Here is a 16,047-nt window from a genome sequence, read left to right as displayed (position 1 = left end):
ACGGCCGTCGCCCCGCGGCGCGGCCGCGGGCGGCTATTCCGGCAAGGCTGCAACGCGTTGCCGCGCCCGCTCCTCCCAGCCCGGCGGCACCACGAAGCCGCGCGAGCACTCGCGCCACAGCCCTGGCGCGCTCGCTCCGGCAGGTTCCAGTTCGCACAGCATCACCGGCGCCTCGCGCCGCCAGACCTTGTCGTGCTGGGTTTCGGCAAAGCGTTGCGCCAGCGCTTCGCGCACGGCCTCGAGCGGCTCCGTGTGGGCCTGGGCGACCATGGCCGGCGCCATCCAGGCCGAGCGCGGCAGGCGATACCAGCGCGAGCCCGTGCGCGTGGCGGCCCACGCCGACCAGTCCTGCAAGGCGGACCACCAGCCATGCAGGTGATCCGGCGCAATGCCGAGGTCGCGCACCCCGGCGGGGACGACGCCGTTGCGGTAGAACAGCCAGCCAAGCAGGTAGACCTCGCTGCGGTCCACGGTGCGCCCCAGCAGCGCCAGCGCCTCGGGCGCGCGCGACAGCGGCAACTGACGGTGGACCAGATGGCCGAGCTTGTCGCCCAGCCTGTCCACCAGGTTGGGACCGACGAAATGATGCAGGCGCGGCGGTGCGGCGTCGCCGTGCCCCGCCGAGGCGTCCGGCCCGACCAGCAGGTAGAACTTGGCCGCCATTTCCCAATGGACGGTCGCCCCGCTGCGCGTATCGCGCCAGACGAAGTCGAGTTCGCCCAGCGTCTGCACACCGTGCGCGGCGGCGCGGCGTACCGGCAGGTTGGCCGCCAGCAGTTCCAGGCCGGCAGTGTGTTCGAGCGTGAACTGGAGCAGGCGCTCGGCATGGCGGCCCAGCCGCAGGCTGGGCGCATGCGCGGGGCCACGCGCGCGCGGATGCTCGCGGCCCGCCGCCAGTTCGGCGATGGTCAGCGGCAGCGAGGCCGGATCGGCGCACAGCAGCCAGCGCTGCCAGGCGGCCAGCGCGCCATCAGGCCAGTGCGCCAGGCCAGCGGCGATATGCGCGGCCGGCGTATCCGCGCTGGCGCCCTGGACGATGCTGCCCGGACTGCCGTCGGGGACACCGCCGAGAGCGCCGCCGACGCTGAGATTTCCGTTGAAGTTGCCGTTGATGCTGCCATTGACGTGACCGTTGATGGCCCCATCGGCCCCATCGCTCCCATCGGTCCCGCCGCCCACATGGCCGGCCGGCAGGAACGCCAGCAACGGCGGCGACAGCGAGCACCACGCCAGTTCGCGCAGGCGCTGCGAGACGGCATGGCGCCACAGCGACGCCATCTCGATGGCGCCGCCGGGGCTCAGCGCGGCGTCAGGCCTTGGCTCCCGCACGGGCATGCACCTCGCGGGCCAGGCAAAGGTCTTCCCAGGCACGCGCCTTGTCGGTCAGCGTGCGCAACAGGTAGGCCGGGTGATAGGTCACCACCACCGGAATGCCCTCGTAGCTGTGGACACTGCCGCGCAGCTTGCCGATCGGCGTGGTGGTACGCAGCAGCGACTGCGCCGCGAAACGCCCGAGCACCACGATCAGCTTGGGCTGCACCAGCGCGATCTGGCGGCGCAGATAGGGCTCGCACTGCGCCACTTCGTCCGGCTCGGGATTGCGGTTGCCGGGCGGGCGGCATTTCAGCACATTGGCAATGAAGACATTGCGCCCGCGCGCCAGGCCGAGCGCGCCCAGCATATTGTCGAGCAGCTTGCCGGCCTGGCCGACGAAGGGCTCGCCCTGCTTGTCCTCGTTCTCGCCGGGGGCTTCGCCCACCAGCATCCATTCGGCCTGGCGGTCGCCGACGCCGAATACGGTCTGGGTACGATGGCCGCACAGGCCGCAGTCGGTGCAAGCCGAGACGCGCGCCGCCAGCGCTGCCCAGTCGAGCCCGGCGATGGCGGCGGCGCGCGCATCGGCGCCGGGCGCCGACGGCAGCGCCGGCACCGGCGCGAAGGCCGTCGCCGGCTCCGGCGTGGGTTCCGGCTCCATCACCGGCTCCATCACCGGTTCCGCCTCCGGCTGCGGCGCTACGGCCCGCGGCCCGACGGCAGGCTCCGCCAGGGCACGGGGCGCCTCCGCACTGGCAGCGGGCGCCCCCTGGACGATGGCTTCGGCCGCCATRTCCGCCACGACGGCGGCAGGCGGCGCCGCCAGATCCGCATCGGCCTCCACCAACGCCTCCTGCGCCGCGGCCGGCGCGCGGCGCAGCACCCACTCCTCGCCGATGCCGAGTACCTCGAGGAACCTGGCGCGCCGGCTCATGGCTGGGCCTCCGAGGGCGACCATGCGCGGCGCAGCACCAGGGCATCCTCGCGGACCTGTCCGGCCGCGGGGTAATAGCCCTTGCGCCGCCCGATTTCGGCAAAGCCCGCCTGCCGGTACAACTCGATCGCGCCGGTATTGGAGGGCCGCACTTCCAGCAGCATGGTGTGCAGGTGATGCGCGTGCGCCGTGGCCAGGGCGGCGGCCAGCATCAGCCGGCCTAGCCCGTTGCGCTGATGCACCGGGTCCACGGTGATGTTGAGCAGGTGCATCTCGTCGACGACCGGCATCAGCACGGCGTAGGCGATCAACACGCCGGCCGGGTCGCGCAGGGTCATGCCGAGATGGCCGGCCTTGACGGAATTCTCGAAATTGCCGCGCGTCCACGGATGGCTGTAGGCGCGCGCCTCGATCTGCGCCACCGCCTCTACGTCGAGCGCGCTCATGCGCCCGATCACCCAGCCGGCGCCCAGCGACGGCATCACCGGCACTTCCGGCCATGCGGCGGCGGCCGGCGCCGGCTGCGCGGCGACCTCGGCGGCGGGCTCGCTGCGGCGCGCGCTCACGGCCGCTCTCCCGCGGCGGCCAGCGCGGCACGCTGCTCGGCGATGGCCTGGCGCTCGGCAATGGTCTGGGCGACCTTGTCGCGCAGATAGATCGGCATGGCATCCTCCGGCGCGACAGTTGCGTTGCGCGCCAGCGCGCGCAGGGCGATCGATACCAGCGCCGGCGCAGCGGGCAGCGCGTCGGGCACGCTGTGCTGCRCCAGCGCCGCGGCGGCAAGGCGCTCGCCGAACACGGCGGCGGCGTTGCCGGCCAGCCAGAACGGCGCGGGCGGCAGGCTCACCGCTTCCGGCGCGCACACCTGCATTTCAGTGACGGGCTGCCATTGCTGCGCGGCATCGTCCCAGCGGAACGCACCTGCGTAGGCTTCATCCATGCGGGCATCCAGCGCCACCAGCACCGGGATGCCGGGCGGCAAGGCGGGCAGCCCCGCGCCGCCCAGGCGCACGCGTTCGGCGCAGGCCATCAGCGAATTGACGGGCACGACCGGCAGGCCGGCGCCAAAGGCCAGGCCCTGGGCCACGCCGCAGGCGGTGCGCAGGCCGGTAAAGGAGCCAGGCCCGGCGCCGAAGGCGATCGCTGCGCAGTCAGCCAGGGCAATGCCGGCCTCGGCCAGCAGTTCGCCGGCGGCCGGCAGCACGCGCGAAGACGAGCGCGGGCCGGTATGTTCATGACGCACCAGGCACTCCAGGGCGCCGCCATCGGCAATGCGCCCGAGCGCGACGGAGCACCACTCGGTGGAGGTTTCAACAGCAAGAATCCAGGACATGGCGAGATTGTATCCGTTGCGACCTCAAAAGCTGAACTTGCGCGGTGGCCGATCTGCCGGGATCGCCCGCGCGGCGGCCGGACCGAAGGCTTCTTCGGTTTCTTTCGGCTCAAACGCACGGTGCCGGGAGATATCATCGCGCTGTCCCGGGGCTGCTCCCGGCCCCTCGCCCCAGAAATCATCCAGGAGAACCCCATGAGCGACCTGCAGGCACGCTTCGCCCAAGCCCAGCTCGACGTCAAGCAACTGGCCGAGCGCCCCAGCAATATGACCCTGCTGCGCCTCTACGCGCTGTTCAAGCAAGGCAGCGAGGGCGATGCCCATGGCGACAAGCCCGGCATGACCGATTTCGTCGGCCGCTACAAGTTCGAGGCCTGGGAAACCCTCAAGGGCACCAGCCAGGAAGAGGCGATGGAAAAATACATCGCGCTGGTCGAAGAACTGCGCAGCGGCGCCACCGCCTGAGTGCGGGCCGGGGCTGGCGCCCCGGCCCCGCTAGCCCGGCGCGGCCGGCAGTTGCCGCGGGCGGATGCGCCAGGCCGCCAGGATGGCCGTGGCAATCACCAGGCCCACCGCCAGAAAGGTCTCGTCGAAGGCGCGGATGCGCGCCGCGGGATCGCCCTCCGGGCCCAGCACCGCGCCCTGCGCCGCCAGCCGCCATTGCAGTCCTACGCCCGCCAGGCTCACCCCGATGGCGCCGCCCAGCTGCCGCAGGAAGTTGATGCAGCTCGAGCCCTGCGCGATCAGCGAGTAATCCACGCCGCGCATGGCGCCCAGCGTCAGCGACGGCAGGATGCAACCCAGCCCGATGCGCCCCAGCACCGCCCACGCCACCAGCAACAGGTAAGGCGTGGCCTGCGAGCCCAGGGCCATCAGCAGGAAAGACGCCGCCAGCAGCGCAAGCCCGAACGACACCTGCCGGTGCGGCGCGACGCGGTTGATCAGCCGCCCCGAGGCGGCGATGGTGAGGGCCAGCGCCAGGCCGGCCGGCAGCAGCACCAGGCCGGCCCGCGACGGCGAATAGGCCAGCGCCATCTGCATGTAGACCGGCAGCAGGTAGGTCGAGCCGAACAGCCCCGCTCCGTAGATGAAGGCGACCACCGCGCCGGCGGCGAACTGGCGGTAGCTGTACAAGCGCATGTTCATCAGCGGATGCTGCGCGCGCAGCTGCCACAGCACGAAGACCACCAGCAGCAGCACCCCGAAGCCCGCCAGCGCCAGGCCCGCCGCCATGCTTTCGCGCAGCTGCACCAGGCCGTTGAGCAAGCTCACCGTGCCAATGCCGGCCAGGCCCAGGCCCTGCCAGTCGAGCGGCTTGCGCTCGCCCATCATGGCCGAGTCCACCGCCATGAAGCGGCGCGCCATGAACAGGCCGATCAGCGTCAGCGGCACCACCACGAAGAAGATCGAGCGCCAGCCGAAGGCCTCCACCAGGAAGCCGCCCACGCTCGGGCCCAGCGCCGGCGCCAGCACCACGCCGAAGCCGAACAGGCTGACCGCGCGGCCCTGCTCGCGCTCCTCGAATACCCGCAGGATGAGGATATTGGGCAGCGGCTGCAGGATGCCCGCGGCAATGCCCTCGGCCACCCGCATGGCGATCATCACTTCGTAGGACGGCGAGAAGCCGCCGACCAGGCCACCGGTGCCCAGCAGCAGCAGGCTGCCCACAAAGGTGCGGCGCAGGCCGTAGCGGTTGAGCAGCCATGGGGTGAGCAGCATCGACAGCGTCATGGCGATCATGAAGCTGGCCGCCACCCACTGCGCGCGCTCCTGCCCCAGCAAGAAATGCTTGCTCAGGGCGGGCACGGCCACATTGACGATGGTCGACGAGATGATCGACGAAACCGTGCCCAGCATCAGCGTCATCAGCACCAGCCAGCGCAGCCGGTCCCCATAGCGTGCGCGCAGCGTGGCCCGCGTCGGCCCGCCGGCCGGCTCGCCCGCCGAGCCGCCCGAAGGTCCGCCCGCGGCGGGTGGCGAGGGCTGCGCGCTCACCCCAGGCGCCCGGTGGCAGCCAGTTCGCGGATCTTGCGTACGGTGTCGATATCAGCCTCGTGATAGGCCGACTTGACGATCTCGGCGTAACGGTCGTCGCCGCTCGCGTCCACCGCCGGCATGGTGGTTTCGTAGACAAAGCGCAGCAGCAGCGCACCGGGTCCCGGCGTCTCGATCGCCATGGTCAGGGAGCCGCCGGCGTGGTCGGCGGTGGCCGCGGTCTCGTAGCGCACCTGGCGGCGCGGCGCGAAAACCACCCGATCGCGGATCGAAGCCTTGCCGAAGTGCAGCACCCGCACGACGTAGTCCTCACCCCGCTCCACGATCTCGGCACGGTCCAGGCCCAAGACGAACAACTCGGGCTCGCTGGTACGCAGCACCAGCCCTTGCCATAGCTGATCCGGCGTCAGCGTGTCCAACTGGATATTGTGTGGATCGTTGATCTCCACAAGGTGCTCGAAACGCAACTTTCCTCTCCCGATCTATCGTTAGCCGATATTATGAAGGCTCCGCGTCAAGGTCTACAGCAAAACTTCCCCCTCCCGCACATCCTCGCCCCCGACCCCGCCGCCTCCGGAGCCCATCCATGAACCAACCCATCATCGAACCCGCCATCGACGCCGTCGATCCGCTGCAGGTCCTGGTGTATGCCGATTCGCTGTCGTGGGGCATCGTGCCGGGAACGCGCCGCCGCCTGGCCTGGCCGGTGCGCTGGCCCGGCCGGCTCGAGCTTGCCCTCAACGGCTCCGCCGGCCAGCGGCCGGTCCGCGTGCTGGAAGACTGCCTCAATGGCCGCCGCACGGTCTGGGACGATCCCTTCAAGCCCGGGCGCAACGGCATCCAGGGCCTGGCCCAGCGCATCGAGATGCATTCGCCGCTGGCGCTGGTGATCCTGATGCTGGGCAGCAACGATTTCCAGTCCATGCATGCGCACAACGCCTGGCACGCCGCGCAAGGCGTCGGCGCCCTGGTCGACGCCATCCGCGCCGCGCCCATCGAGCCGGGCATGCCGACACCGCCCGTACTGGTGCTGGTGCCCCCCGCGATCACCACGCCGTGCGGGCCGCTGGCGCCCAAGTTCGCCGGCGGCGAGCACAAATGCGCGGGGCTGACGCAAGCCTTCGCGGAAGTCTGCAACACGCGCGGCTGCAAGTGGTTCGATACCGGCAGGGTGATCCGCAGCAGCGCGGTGGACGGGGTGCACCTGGATGCCGGCGCCCACCTGGCGCTCGGCGACGCGCTGGCGCCGGTGGTTCACAACCTGCTGGCGCCGCTGCGCGCCTGAAGTGTCCCGGGGGGGCGCCCGATGCAACACTCCTGACAGTACATGTCAGGAGCGCCGGCGCACAATCGCGGCTCGATCACGCCCCCAACACGGGCAGGAGACTGCGATGCAATTGCTGATCCAACTCGATGTCGACGACCTCGCGCGGGGCATCGGCTTCTACGAGCAAGGCCTGGGGCTGAGCCTGGCGCGCACGCTGTCCGGCGGCGCGGTGGCGGAGATGCTGGGCGGCGGCGCGCCGATCTACCTGCTGGGCGGCCGCGCCGCGAGCTGGCCCGGCAGCCGTGGCAGCGCGAGCCGCACCCCGCGCAGGCAATGGACCCCGGCGCAACTGGACTTCGTCGTGACCGACCTGGAGGCGGCCATCGAGCGCGCGCTGGAAGCCGGCGCCGAACTGGAAGACTGGCCGCAGGATTTCGCATGGGGCCGCCAGGCCCTGCTGTCCGATCCCTTCGGCCACGGGCTTTGCCTGGTCGAGTGGAACGCCCGCGGCAACGAAGCCGGTGCGGGCGGCCGGCCAGTGATGGCGGCAATGCCCGCGCGACCCGGGATGGCGCGGGACGCCGCCATGTCCGGCTGAGGCGCGCGGCGGGATTGCCCCTGCGCGCGCCTCCCCGCTACATCGTCAGCGGATCTGCAGGTCGCGCCTGACTTCCGCGCTGCCCTGCCTGACGGTGATGGTCAGGACATCGCCGCTCACCGGCGGCGTGGCCAGGCTGGCCAGGTACTGGAAGCGGATGCCGGTCTGGATGCTCTGGAACAGTCCGGCCAGGTCGGTGCCCTCGACGCGCTTGTACTCGCCACCGGTATCCGCGGCCATCTTCTGCATCTCGGGCTCGTTGACGTCGCCGCGCCTGCCGAACGCTACCGTGTAGAGCGGCACGCCCTTGCCCTGCGCCGCGCGGATGACGCCGTCCGGCGCGTAGGGCGCGACGTTGTTCTGGCCATCGGTCATCGCCACCACGATGCGGCGTGCGTTGACGCCGGCATCGAGCAGATCGAGGCCGGCCTGCGTGGCGCCGTAGAACGCCGTGGTGCCGCCATAACGGTAGCTGTTGCGGACCCGCCAGTCGCCGGTGGCGGGATGGACCGGGTCGGCCCCGCTGCCGTCATAGATCTGCGACGCGCGGTTGTACAGGTCCACTACCGGGCGCAGCGCGGCGATGTCCTGCGTCAGGCCGCTGGCGCTGAAGCGGTAGCCGGCCACCGCCGCGCCGCCGCGGGTCCACGTGTAGTAGCGGTCCAGGTTGGCGTCGTCGATCGTCTCGACCTTCTGGTCGAAGATCACCACGCCGGCTTCGTCGGCCGCGCTGCGCAGGCCGTCGAGCAGCACGTGCCCGGCCGCGCCGGCGATCTGCAGCGCGCTCTTGCCGGTGTTGCCGATCAGGGTGCCCATCGAGCCGCTGGCATCCATCACGATCGCCACGCTGGCGTTCTGCGCCGCGCTGGCGCCGTACGACAGCGAGCCCAGCGGCAGCGCGGTGCCGGCCACGGCGAACGCGAAGTCCGGCGCGGCCAGCCCCAGTACAGCCTTGCCGGTCTGGTCGTCGGTCACGGTCAGCGCCACCTTGCCGCCGCCCAGGTCCTGCACCACGCTGAGCACATAGGCCGCGTTGGCCGGCAGCGCCGACACCGGTGGCTTGCCTGCGCCCGCGCTGGCGATGAACGACGAGAGCGGGCGGCTGACCGGGCCCAGGCCGGCGGGCTGGGCATGCGCCTGCACGGCGGTCTCGGGCACGTTGCCGGCGAAGCCGCCGCAGGCATCGGTGGTCAGCGTGCCGACCACCGTGCCGTCGGCGCTGGCGAAGTGCACGTCGAGCGCGGCGAGCGGGTCATACCCGTCAGGCACTTCCGGACAGGCAGCGCTGGCGGGCGTGCGCAACACCGTGCCGGCCAGGCGCACGATCATGGCGCCGCGCGCGGCCGTGCCCTGCGGCTGCACCAGCACGCCGGCCACCGCCACGGTCTTGGGGACGGCCGGCGTGGACGGGGCCGCGGGACCGGAGCCCGCGCCGGGCGTGCCGGCGGAGGTGTCGTCGTCGGAGCCGCCGCAGGCGGCCAGTACCGCCACTGCCAGCACGCTCAGCATGGCATGTCGAAATTCGCGCATCGATTCTTCTCCTGAAAAATGCGGTCGTTGTTCTGCCGCGATGGTTCCATCGCCGGCGCGACAAAAGGCTCGGACGGATTTGTTTGAATCGGCGGAATCGTCCGGCGATGGTGACAAAGGGAACAAAGCTGGCCCGCTTGATCTTGCGCAACGGATCGATCCGGCCAGTGCGCTATGGCCACGCGAACGACGCGCCAAACGGATAAGCAAGCGCGCATTGCTTCGTTGGTGACGCAGGCGGCTTGTTCTATCGTGTCTCGGGTGCAAGAAACTCCAGCCCGCGCGGCGAGCCTTCGCCGCCCCAACACGCAATCCGCGCATATCGCATGACCTCCTTCGGCCCGGATCTGAACGATCCCTTCGTGGCCCGCGCAGTGAAGCTGCGCGAAGCCTTCCATACCGATGCCGTTGCCCGCGACAAGGCCGGCGGGCGTCCCACCGGACAGATCCGCCTGCTCAAGGAAAGCGGCCTGCTGTCGGCTGGCATTCCCGCCGCGTTCGGCGGTGGCGGCGCGTCATGGCTGTCGCTGCTGCGCGTGGTGCGCGAGTTCGCGCGCACGGACGGCTCGCTGGCTCACCTGTTCGGCTATCACCATCTTCCCGTGCACACCGTGCGCGCACGCGGCACGCCGGCGCAGCAGGCGCGTCTGCTGCATGCCTCGGCTTCCGGGCAATGGCTGTGGAGCAACTCGGGCAACGCCTTGTCGAAGACGTCGGCCGCGCAGCGCGCGCCCGGCGGCGACGGCTGGCTGGTCACGGGCTTCCGGCCGTTCTCGAGCGGCACCCATGTGGCGGACGTGATCCAGCTGGCGTGGGAGAACGAACTCGGCCAGCGCCTGACCGCCGTGATCCCGGCGGAGCGCGCCGGCATCCGGATCGAGGACGACTGGGACGGCATCGGCCAGCGCCAGACCGGCAGCGGCACGGTGACCTTCGACAACGTGCTGGTGCGCGACGACGAACTGCTGGGCCGTGCCGACGACGCGCTCACGCCGTTCGCCTCGCTGGTCACGCTGCTGCAGCAAAGCGTGCTGCTCAATGTCTTCGTGGGCGCTGCCCAGGGCGCGCTCGACGAAGGCAGCGCCTACACGGCGACGCAATCGCGCCCGTGGATCCACTCCGGCGTGGAGCGTCACGTGGACGATCCCTGGGTCCAGCGCAAGTATGGCGAGCTGGCCATCCGCACGCTGGCGGCCACCGAACTGGCCGACCAGGCGGCGCGCACGCTGGACGGGATCTATGTCCATGGCACGGCGCTGACGCCGGAGCAACGCGGCCGCGCCGCCATCGACATCGCGACCGCCAACCTCTACGCCGGCGAGACCGGGCTGGCCGTGTCCAGCGATATCTTCGAGGTGATGGGCGCGCGCTCGGCCACCAATGCGAACGGCTTCGACCGCTTCTGGCGCAACGTGCGCACGCATACGCTGCACAACCCGGCCGAGTACAAGAAACGCACGGTGGGCACCTGGCTGCTGACCGGCGAATTTCCCTCGCCCGCCATCTATCGCTGATTGCGCTTATCCCGTTGACTTCCGCCGGCTGCGCCAGCCGGCTTCAACCGAGTCCCCATGTCCGCCAACGTCGCCTACCTCCATGCGCCGGCCGATGCCGCGCCCGCGCTGTTCGAACCTGACCGCAGCAACCCGTTCATCGCACGCGCCGCCGCATTGCGCGACCGCTTCGCCGAGGACGCCATCGCGCGCGACCAGGCCGGCGGCAAGCCGGCCGAACAGATCCGCCTGCTCAAGGAGCACGGCTTGCTGGCGCTGCTGCTGCCGCGCGAATACGGCGGACAAGGCGAGCGCTGGTCCACAGTGCTGCGCATCGTGCGCCTGTTCGCGCAGGTGGACGGCTCGCTCGGCCATCTGTTCGGCTATCACTACAGCAGCCTGCTGAGTCCGCGCCTGCGCCGCGCGCCGGAGCAGGCCGCCAGCCTGTGGCGCCGCTCGGCCGAAGGCAACTGGTTCTGGGGCAATACCGCGAACAGCTTTTCCAGGAGCCTGTCCGGCCGCCGCGACGGCGAGTATTTCGTGCTCGACGGCTACCGGCCCTTCACCTCGGGCTCGCACGTGGCGGACTTCCTCGCCATTGCATGGGAGGATGCCCACACCAATGAACGCCGTTTCGCCGCCATTCCCGCCGACCGCGCGGGCATCGTGATCGAGGACGACTGGGACGGCATCGGCCAGCGCCAGACCGGCAGCGGCCGCGTCACCTACCGCGGCGTGCGCGTGCACGAAAGCGAGGTGCTGGGGCCGCCGGTGCCGCTCGACCCCACCAGCGCGCCGGCAGAGCCGTGGCGCACGGTCACGCCGCTGCAGCAGCAAAGCGTGCTGCTCAACGTGTTCATCGGCACCGCGCAGGGTGCGCTGCGCGCCGGGCGCGAATACACGCTGGGCCAGTCGCGCCCGTGGGTCCACTCCGGCGTCGAGCGCCATGTCGACGACCCGTGGGTCAAGCGCCAGTACGGCGAGCTCTGGGTCAGGACCCAGGCCGCCACCGCGCTGGCCGACCGCGCGCTGGCCGCGCTCGACCAGGTGGCGGCGCGCGGCGAGGCGCTCACGGCCGGGGAACGCGGCGAAGCCGCCGTGGCCATCGCCGCGGCCAATGCGCTGGCCGGCGAGGTGGCGCTGCAGGTATCGAGCGAGATCTTCGAGCTGACCGGCGCGCGCTCGGCGGTACGCAAGTTCGGGCTGGACCGCTTCTGGCGCAACGCGCGCATCCACACGCTGCACAACCCGGCCGAGTACAAGACCCGCAATGTGGGCCGCTGGATGCTGGGCGAAGGCCATCCGCAACCGGGAACCTATCAATGAGCGCAACCTCGGCTTCGCGTCCGCGCCAGCTTCACCTCAATATCAACATCCTGCACTCGGGCTTCGTGCCCTCCGCCTGGCGGCTCGCCGACAGCGACCCGTACGCCTTCGCCGACGTGCGCCACTATGTGCGCGTGGCGCAGATCGCCGAGGCAGGCAAGCTCGATGCCGTATTCCTGGCCGACAACGCCGCCATCGTCGACCAGATCCACTTCCGCCCGGTCACGGCGCTGGAGCCGACCGTGCTGCTGGCCAGCATCGCGGCCGCGACCACGCATATCGGCCTGATCGGCACGGCCTCCACAAGCTACAACGAGCCCTACAACATCGCGCGGCGCTTCGCCACGCTGGACCATGTGAGCGGCGGGCGCGCGGGCTGGAACGTGGTGACCACGGCCGATGTGCCCTCGGCGCGCAACTTCGGGCGCGACGCCGCGCCCGACCACGCGCAGCGCTACGCGCGCGCGGACGAGTTCACCACGGTGGTCAAGGCGTTGTGGGATAGCTGGGAGGATGACGCCTTCATCGGCGACAAGGCCGGCGGGCGCTTTGTCGATGCCGACAAGGTGCAGCCGATCGCCCACCGCGGCGAGCACTTCAGCGTGCAGGGGCCGCTCAACCTGCCGCGCTCGCCACAGGGCCACCCGGTGGTGGTGCAGGCCGGCGGCTCCGCCGACGGGCGCGAGCTGGCCGCGCGCCATGCGGAGGCCGTGTTCTCGGCCTCGCAGTCGTTCGAGGAATCGCTCGCCTACGGGCGCGAGCTCAAGTCGCGCGCGCAGGCGCTCGGGCGCGGGCCCGACGCGGTGCAGGTGCTGGCCGGCCTGACCACCATCATCGGCGCCACCGAGGCGCAGGCGCGCCGGCGCCGCGACGAGCTGGTCGACCTGATCCCGTGGGACTACAGCCTGACGCGGCTGGCCGGCACGCTCGGCATTGCGCCGGACCGCCTCAAGCTGGACCAGCGGCTGCCCGACAATCTCGCGCTGCCCGCCGGCGGCAACGGCAACCACACCTTCTTCAACGCCACCCTGGCGCTGGCGCGTCGCCATGGCTACACCGTGCGCGAACTGATCCGCGAGCTGGCTGGCGGCGGCGGGCACCGCGTGATCGTCGGCACCCCGGAGCAGATCGCCGACGACATCGGGCACTGGTTCCGGCACGGCGCCGCCGACGGCTTCAACCTGATGCCCGACGCCCTGCCCGGCGGGCTGCAGGATTTCGTCGACGGCGTGGTGCCCATCCTGCAGCGGCGCGGCATCTTCCGCACCGCATACGAAGGCAATACGCTGCGCGACCACCTCGGGCTGGCGCGCCCGCAGGGCCGGCAAGGCACGCGCAAGGCCGCCTGACATTCAACCCAAGGACCAACCATCATGGCTCAACGTAGCGGTTTCCTCAGCCTGGGCGCTTTTCTCTACCCCAGCGGCCACCACATCGCCGCCTGGCGCCACCCCGACGCCAAGGCCGATGCCGGCATCGACTTCAAGCACTACGTGGCGCTGGCGCAGGCCGCCGAGGCGGCCAAGTTCGACCTGATCTTCCTTGCCGACGGCGTCGGCACGCGCGGCGACGACGTGGAATTCCTCAGCCGCACCGCGCACAGCTACCAGGCACAGTTCGAGCCGATCACGCTGCTGTCCGCGCTGGCCGCGGTGACCGAGCGCATCGGCCTGGTCGGCACCGCCTCCACCAGCTTCAACGAGCCGTATCACATCGCCCGCAAGTTCGCCTCGCTCGACCATATCTCGGGCGGGCGCGCCGGCTGGAACCTGGTCACCTCGTCCAGCGAGCACGAGGCGCACAATTTCAACCGCGAGCACCACTTCGCGCATGCCGACCGCTACGAGCGCGCCGCCGAGTTCGCCGACGTGGTCGACGGCCTGTGGAACAGCTGGGAAGACGACGCCTTCCTGCGCGACAAGGCCAGCGGCCGCTACTACGATCCGGCGCGGCGCCATGTGCTCGGCCACAAGGGCAAGCACTTCTCGGTGCAGGGCCCGCTTAATGTCTCGCGCACGCCGCAGGGCCATCCGGTGGTGGTGCAGGCCGGCTCGTCCGAAGCCGGCAAGGAACTGGCCGCGCGCACCGGCGAGGCGGTCTTCACCGCGCAGCAGACCGTGGAAGACGCGGTCGCGTTCTATGCCGACGTGAAAGGCCGCCTGGCGAAGTACGGCCGCGAGGCCGACGACCTGAAGATCCTGCCAGGCGTGTTCCCGGTGGTGGGCCACAGCGAAAGCGAGGCACGCGAGAAATTCGAGCAACTGCAGTCGCTGATCGATCCGGTGGTGGGCCTGGCGCTGGTGTCCGGCCTGAGCGGCGGCTTCGACCTGTCCGGCTACCCGCTCGACGGACCCATCCCCGAGCTGCCCGAGACCAATGCCAGCAAGAGCCGCCAGCGCCTGGTGATCGACCTTGCGCGGCGCGAGAACCTGACCATCCGCCAGCTCTACCAGCGCGTGGCCGGCGCGCGCGGCCACTGGCAACTGGTCGGCACGCCGGCACAGATCGCCGACCAGCTCGAAGAGCGCTTCCGCAAATACGGCGCCGACGGCTACAACATCATGTCGCCGGTGCTGCCTGGCGGGCTGACCGATTTCATCGCGCTGGTGTTGCCGGAGCTGCGCCGCCGTGGCCTGTTCCGCACGGATTACGCGGGCACCACGCTGCGCGACCACCTGGGCCTGAAGCGCCCCGTGCATCCGGCGCGCGCCGCCGGTGCCGCCACGACCAACCAGAACATCGCTGCCATCGCCGCATGACCGACCCGACCTCCACCGCCCGGGCGGGCGCATCGCCCGACCCTGATTTCCTCGCGCGCGAAACGCTGCGCCTGCTCGGCCCCGCGCCCGACGACTGGGTGCCCGGCCATGCCGGCATCGACCACAATGTCGCCATCATCGGCGGCGGCCAGAGCGGCAGCGCCTATGCCTTCGCGCTGCGGCGCGCCGGCATCGGCCGCGTCACCGTGCTCGACGCCGCGCCGGACGGCGCGCGTGCAGGTGTGTGGCGCACGCGCGCGCGCATGCAAAAGCTGCGCACGCCGAAGAGCCTCGTCGGGCCTGAACTCGGCCTGCCGGGGCTCGGCTTCCAGGCCTGGTACGAAGCCCGCCACGGCGCGCAGGCCTACGCCGCGATCGACCGCATCCCGCGCCTGGCCTGGGGCGATTATCTCGACTGGTTCCGCGGCTTCCTTGGCGTCGAGGTCCGCTATGGCACGCGTGTGATCCGCATCGAGCCCGTGACCGGCAGCGCCGTGCCGCACTTCCGCCTGCACCTGGAGAGCGACGGCCAGACGCGTATCGAAACCGCGCGCAAGGTCATCCTTGCCAGCGGCGTGGCCGGCAACGGCGCACCCTTCGTGCCCGCCGCGCTCAAGCCGGCCGTGGCGGCGGGGCTCGCCGCGCACACCGCCGACGCCATCGACTTTGCCGCGCTGCGCGGCAAGACCGTGGCCGTGCTCGGCGCCGCCGCTTCCGCCTTCGACGCCGCCGCGGTCGCGCTCGAAGCGGGTGCCGCCGCCGTCCACCTGTTCGCGCGGCGCGGCCACATCGCCGCCACGCCGGTCTCGCGCATCCGCGCCTATCCCGGCCTCTACGACAACTACCACGCCCTGCCCGACGCCACGCGCTGGGAACAGGCCCTGCGCTACCGCCGCGCCGGCTCCACGCCCCCGGCCGATTCGGTCGAACGGGTGCTCGGGTTCCCGCAGTTCCACCTGCACCTGAACGCGCCCTGGACCAGGGCCGACGTCGACGCGGGACGCATCGTCACGCAGGTACGAGGCGAGGTGCTGCGCTTTGACTTCGCGATCGCCGGCACCGGCTATCTCGTGGATCCTTCCGCCCGGCCCGAACTGGCCGACATCGCGCCACATGTCCTGCGCTGGCGCGACCGCTACCAGCCTCCGGCCGATGCGCGCGATGACGAGCTGGGTGCGTCGCCCTACCTCGGCAGCGGACTGGAGTACCTCGAGAAGACACCGGGCAGCGCGCCATGGCTGCGCGATATCCATGTGCATAACCCGGGCGGATTCGCCAGCACCGGCGTGCCGCTCGGCGACGTGCCCAGCATGCGGCGCGATATTCCCGGCGCGGTGGCGCGCATCAGCCGGGATCTGCTGCTGGCGGACCTGGCGCTGCATGAGCTGCGCATCCGCGCGGATGTGCCGGCGGATTTCGGGCCGGAGCTCTACGCGAGCGCCGTGCGCAAGGCTGCCGACGAGGATACGCAAGCCGCCGCCGCGTGAGGGTGGCGGAC

15 protein-coding genes are annotated in these 16,047 nt (G+C 71.1%); 8 read left to right on the top strand and 7 right to left on the bottom strand.

The genetic code is table 11. The annotated features are described in order from the left end of the window. Positions 1-33: 33 nt before the first annotated feature. The 4 genes from AC1DK4_RS08225 to tsaB all read right to left on the bottom strand — a co-directional run bounded on the left by AC1DK4_RS08225 (position 34) and on the right by tsaB (position 3,581). Complete coding sequence (locus tag AC1DK4_RS08225; protein ID WP_441613424.1) at positions 34-1,329, bottom strand: DUF1853 family protein; 1,296 nt, start codon at positions 1,327-1,329, stop codon at positions 34-36. Next, positions 1,310-2,248 carry a uracil-DNA glycosylase gene (locus tag AC1DK4_RS08220; RefSeq protein WP_441613423.1) on the bottom strand — a complete coding sequence of 313 codons (939 nt, stop codon included), beginning with the start codon at positions 2,246-2,248 and terminating at the stop codon, positions 1,310-1,312. Before AC1DK4_RS08220 ends, AC1DK4_RS08225 begins: the two co-directional genes overlap by 20 nt. Beyond that, a complete protein-coding gene (rimI, locus tag AC1DK4_RS08215) occupies positions 2,245-2,730 on the bottom strand; it encodes a ribosomal protein S18-alanine N-acetyltransferase (RefSeq protein ID WP_441613572.1) in 486 nt (161 codons plus the stop codon). The genes AC1DK4_RS08220 and rimI overlap by 4 nt, the downstream gene beginning before the upstream one ends. Before the next feature lie 80 nt (positions 2,731-2,810). Beyond that, positions 2,811-3,581 carry a tRNA (adenosine(37)-N6)-threonylcarbamoyltransferase complex dimerization subunit type 1 TsaB gene (gene tsaB / locus AC1DK4_RS08210; RefSeq protein ID WP_477131462.1) on the bottom strand — a complete coding sequence of 257 codons (771 nt, stop codon included), beginning with the start codon at positions 3,579-3,581 and terminating at the stop codon, positions 2,811-2,813. Between the two features lie 195 nt (positions 3,582-3,776). Here tsaB and AC1DK4_RS08205 point away from each other — a divergent pair, with 195 nt between their 5' ends. After that, the gene (locus tag AC1DK4_RS08205; RefSeq protein WP_441613421.1) at positions 3,777-4,046 is read left to right on the top strand and encodes an acyl-CoA-binding protein; all 270 of its coding nucleotides are present in this window, start codon (positions 3,777-3,779) and stop codon (positions 4,044-4,046) included. A gap of 30 nt (positions 4,047-4,076) precedes the next feature. Here the strand turns inward: AC1DK4_RS08205 and AC1DK4_RS08200 are convergent, their stop codons facing one another. Next, the gene (locus tag AC1DK4_RS08200; RefSeq protein WP_441613571.1) at positions 4,077-5,489 is read right to left on the bottom strand and encodes a DHA2 family efflux MFS transporter permease subunit; all 1,413 of its coding nucleotides are present in this window, start codon (positions 5,487-5,489) and stop codon (positions 4,077-4,079) included. An 83-nt stretch (positions 5,490-5,572) separates the two neighbouring features. Beyond that, a complete protein-coding gene (locus AC1DK4_RS08195) occupies positions 5,573-6,043 on the bottom strand; it encodes an SRPBCC family protein (protein WP_441613420.1) in 471 nt (156 codons plus the stop codon). A gap of 119 nt (positions 6,044-6,162) precedes the next feature. Here AC1DK4_RS08195 and AC1DK4_RS08190 point away from each other — a divergent pair, with 119 nt between their 5' ends. After that, the gene (locus AC1DK4_RS08190) at positions 6,163-6,861 is read left to right on the top strand and encodes an SGNH/GDSL hydrolase family protein (protein WP_441613419.1); all 699 of its coding nucleotides are present in this window, start codon (positions 6,163-6,165) and stop codon (positions 6,859-6,861) included. A gap of 106 nt (positions 6,862-6,967) precedes the next feature. Beyond that, positions 6,968-7,441 (top strand): VOC family protein, encoded by a 474-nt coding sequence (locus AC1DK4_RS08185; RefSeq protein WP_441613418.1) that lies wholly within the window; start codon positions 6,968-6,970, stop codon positions 7,439-7,441. A 45-nt stretch (positions 7,442-7,486) separates the two neighbouring features. Here AC1DK4_RS08185 and AC1DK4_RS08180 read toward each other — a convergent pair whose 3' ends face one another. Further along, positions 7,487-8,971, bottom strand: coding sequence for a vWA domain-containing protein (locus AC1DK4_RS08180; RefSeq protein WP_441613417.1), 1,485 nt, complete (start codon positions 8,969-8,971; stop codon positions 7,487-7,489). A 326-nt stretch (positions 8,972-9,297) separates the two neighbouring features. Here AC1DK4_RS08180 and AC1DK4_RS08175 point away from each other — a divergent pair, with 326 nt between their 5' ends. From AC1DK4_RS08175 to AC1DK4_RS08155, 5 genes are read left to right on the top strand one after another with little or no spacing between them, the layout of a single operon-like run. Beyond that, positions 9,298-10,485 carry an acyl-CoA dehydrogenase family protein gene (locus AC1DK4_RS08175; protein WP_441613416.1) on the top strand — a complete coding sequence of 396 codons (1,188 nt, stop codon included), beginning with the start codon at positions 9,298-9,300 and terminating at the stop codon, positions 10,483-10,485. 57 nt (positions 10,486-10,542) lie between these two features. Further along, the gene (locus AC1DK4_RS08170; RefSeq protein WP_441613415.1) at positions 10,543-11,790 is read left to right on the top strand and encodes an acyl-CoA dehydrogenase family protein; all 1,248 of its coding nucleotides are present in this window, start codon (positions 10,543-10,545) and stop codon (positions 11,788-11,790) included. Next, the gene (locus AC1DK4_RS08165; protein ID WP_441613414.1) at positions 11,787-13,139 is read left to right on the top strand and encodes an LLM class flavin-dependent oxidoreductase; all 1,353 of its coding nucleotides are present in this window, start codon (positions 11,787-11,789) and stop codon (positions 13,137-13,139) included. Before AC1DK4_RS08170 ends, AC1DK4_RS08165 begins: the two co-directional genes overlap by 4 nt. A 24-nt stretch (positions 13,140-13,163) precedes the next feature. After that, entirely contained in the window at positions 13,164-14,549 is a 1,386-nt protein-coding gene (locus tag AC1DK4_RS08160; RefSeq protein ID WP_441613412.1) for an LLM class flavin-dependent oxidoreductase, read from the top strand. Further along, entirely contained in the window at positions 14,546-16,036 is a 1,491-nt protein-coding gene (locus AC1DK4_RS08155; protein WP_441613411.1) for a SidA/IucD/PvdA family monooxygenase, read from the top strand. Before AC1DK4_RS08160 ends, AC1DK4_RS08155 begins: the two co-directional genes overlap by 4 nt. The last annotated feature ends 11 nt before the right edge of the window (positions 16,037-16,047 follow it).

This window comes from Cupriavidus sp. 05N38 (assembly GCF_056397345.1).
Note: the sequence above shows the minus strand (reverse complement) of the source record. Positions and strands in the feature narration are given on the sequence as shown.

Coding starts and splice junctions, on each gene's coding strand:
- rimI (WP_441613572.1), bottom strand. CDS start 2,730: ATGCCGTCGCTGGGCGCCGGCTGGGTGATCGGGCGCATGAGCGCGCTC.
- AC1DK4_RS08205 (WP_441613421.1), top strand. CDS start 3,777: ATGAGCGACCTGCAGGCACGCTTCGCCCAAGCCCAGCTCGACGTCAAG.
- AC1DK4_RS08190 (WP_441613419.1), top strand. CDS start 6,163: ATGAACCAACCCATCATCGAACCCGCCATCGACGCCGTCGATCCGCTG.
- AC1DK4_RS08185 (WP_441613418.1), top strand. CDS start 6,968: ATGCAATTGCTGATCCAACTCGATGTCGACGACCTCGCGCGGGGCATC.
- AC1DK4_RS08180 (WP_441613417.1), bottom strand. CDS start 8,971: ATGCGCGAATTTCGACATGCCATGCTGAGCGTGCTGGCAGTGGCGGTA.
- AC1DK4_RS08175 (WP_441613416.1), top strand. CDS start 9,298: ATGACCTCCTTCGGCCCGGATCTGAACGATCCCTTCGTGGCCCGCGCA.
- AC1DK4_RS08170 (WP_441613415.1), top strand. CDS start 10,543: ATGTCCGCCAACGTCGCCTACCTCCATGCGCCGGCCGATGCCGCGCCC.
- AC1DK4_RS08165 (WP_441613414.1), top strand. CDS start 11,787: ATGAGCGCAACCTCGGCTTCGCGTCCGCGCCAGCTTCACCTCAATATC.
- AC1DK4_RS08160 (WP_441613412.1), top strand. CDS start 13,164: ATGGCTCAACGTAGCGGTTTCCTCAGCCTGGGCGCTTTTCTCTACCCC.
- AC1DK4_RS08155 (WP_441613411.1), top strand. CDS start 14,546: ATGACCGACCCGACCTCCACCGCCCGGGCGGGCGCATCGCCCGACCCT.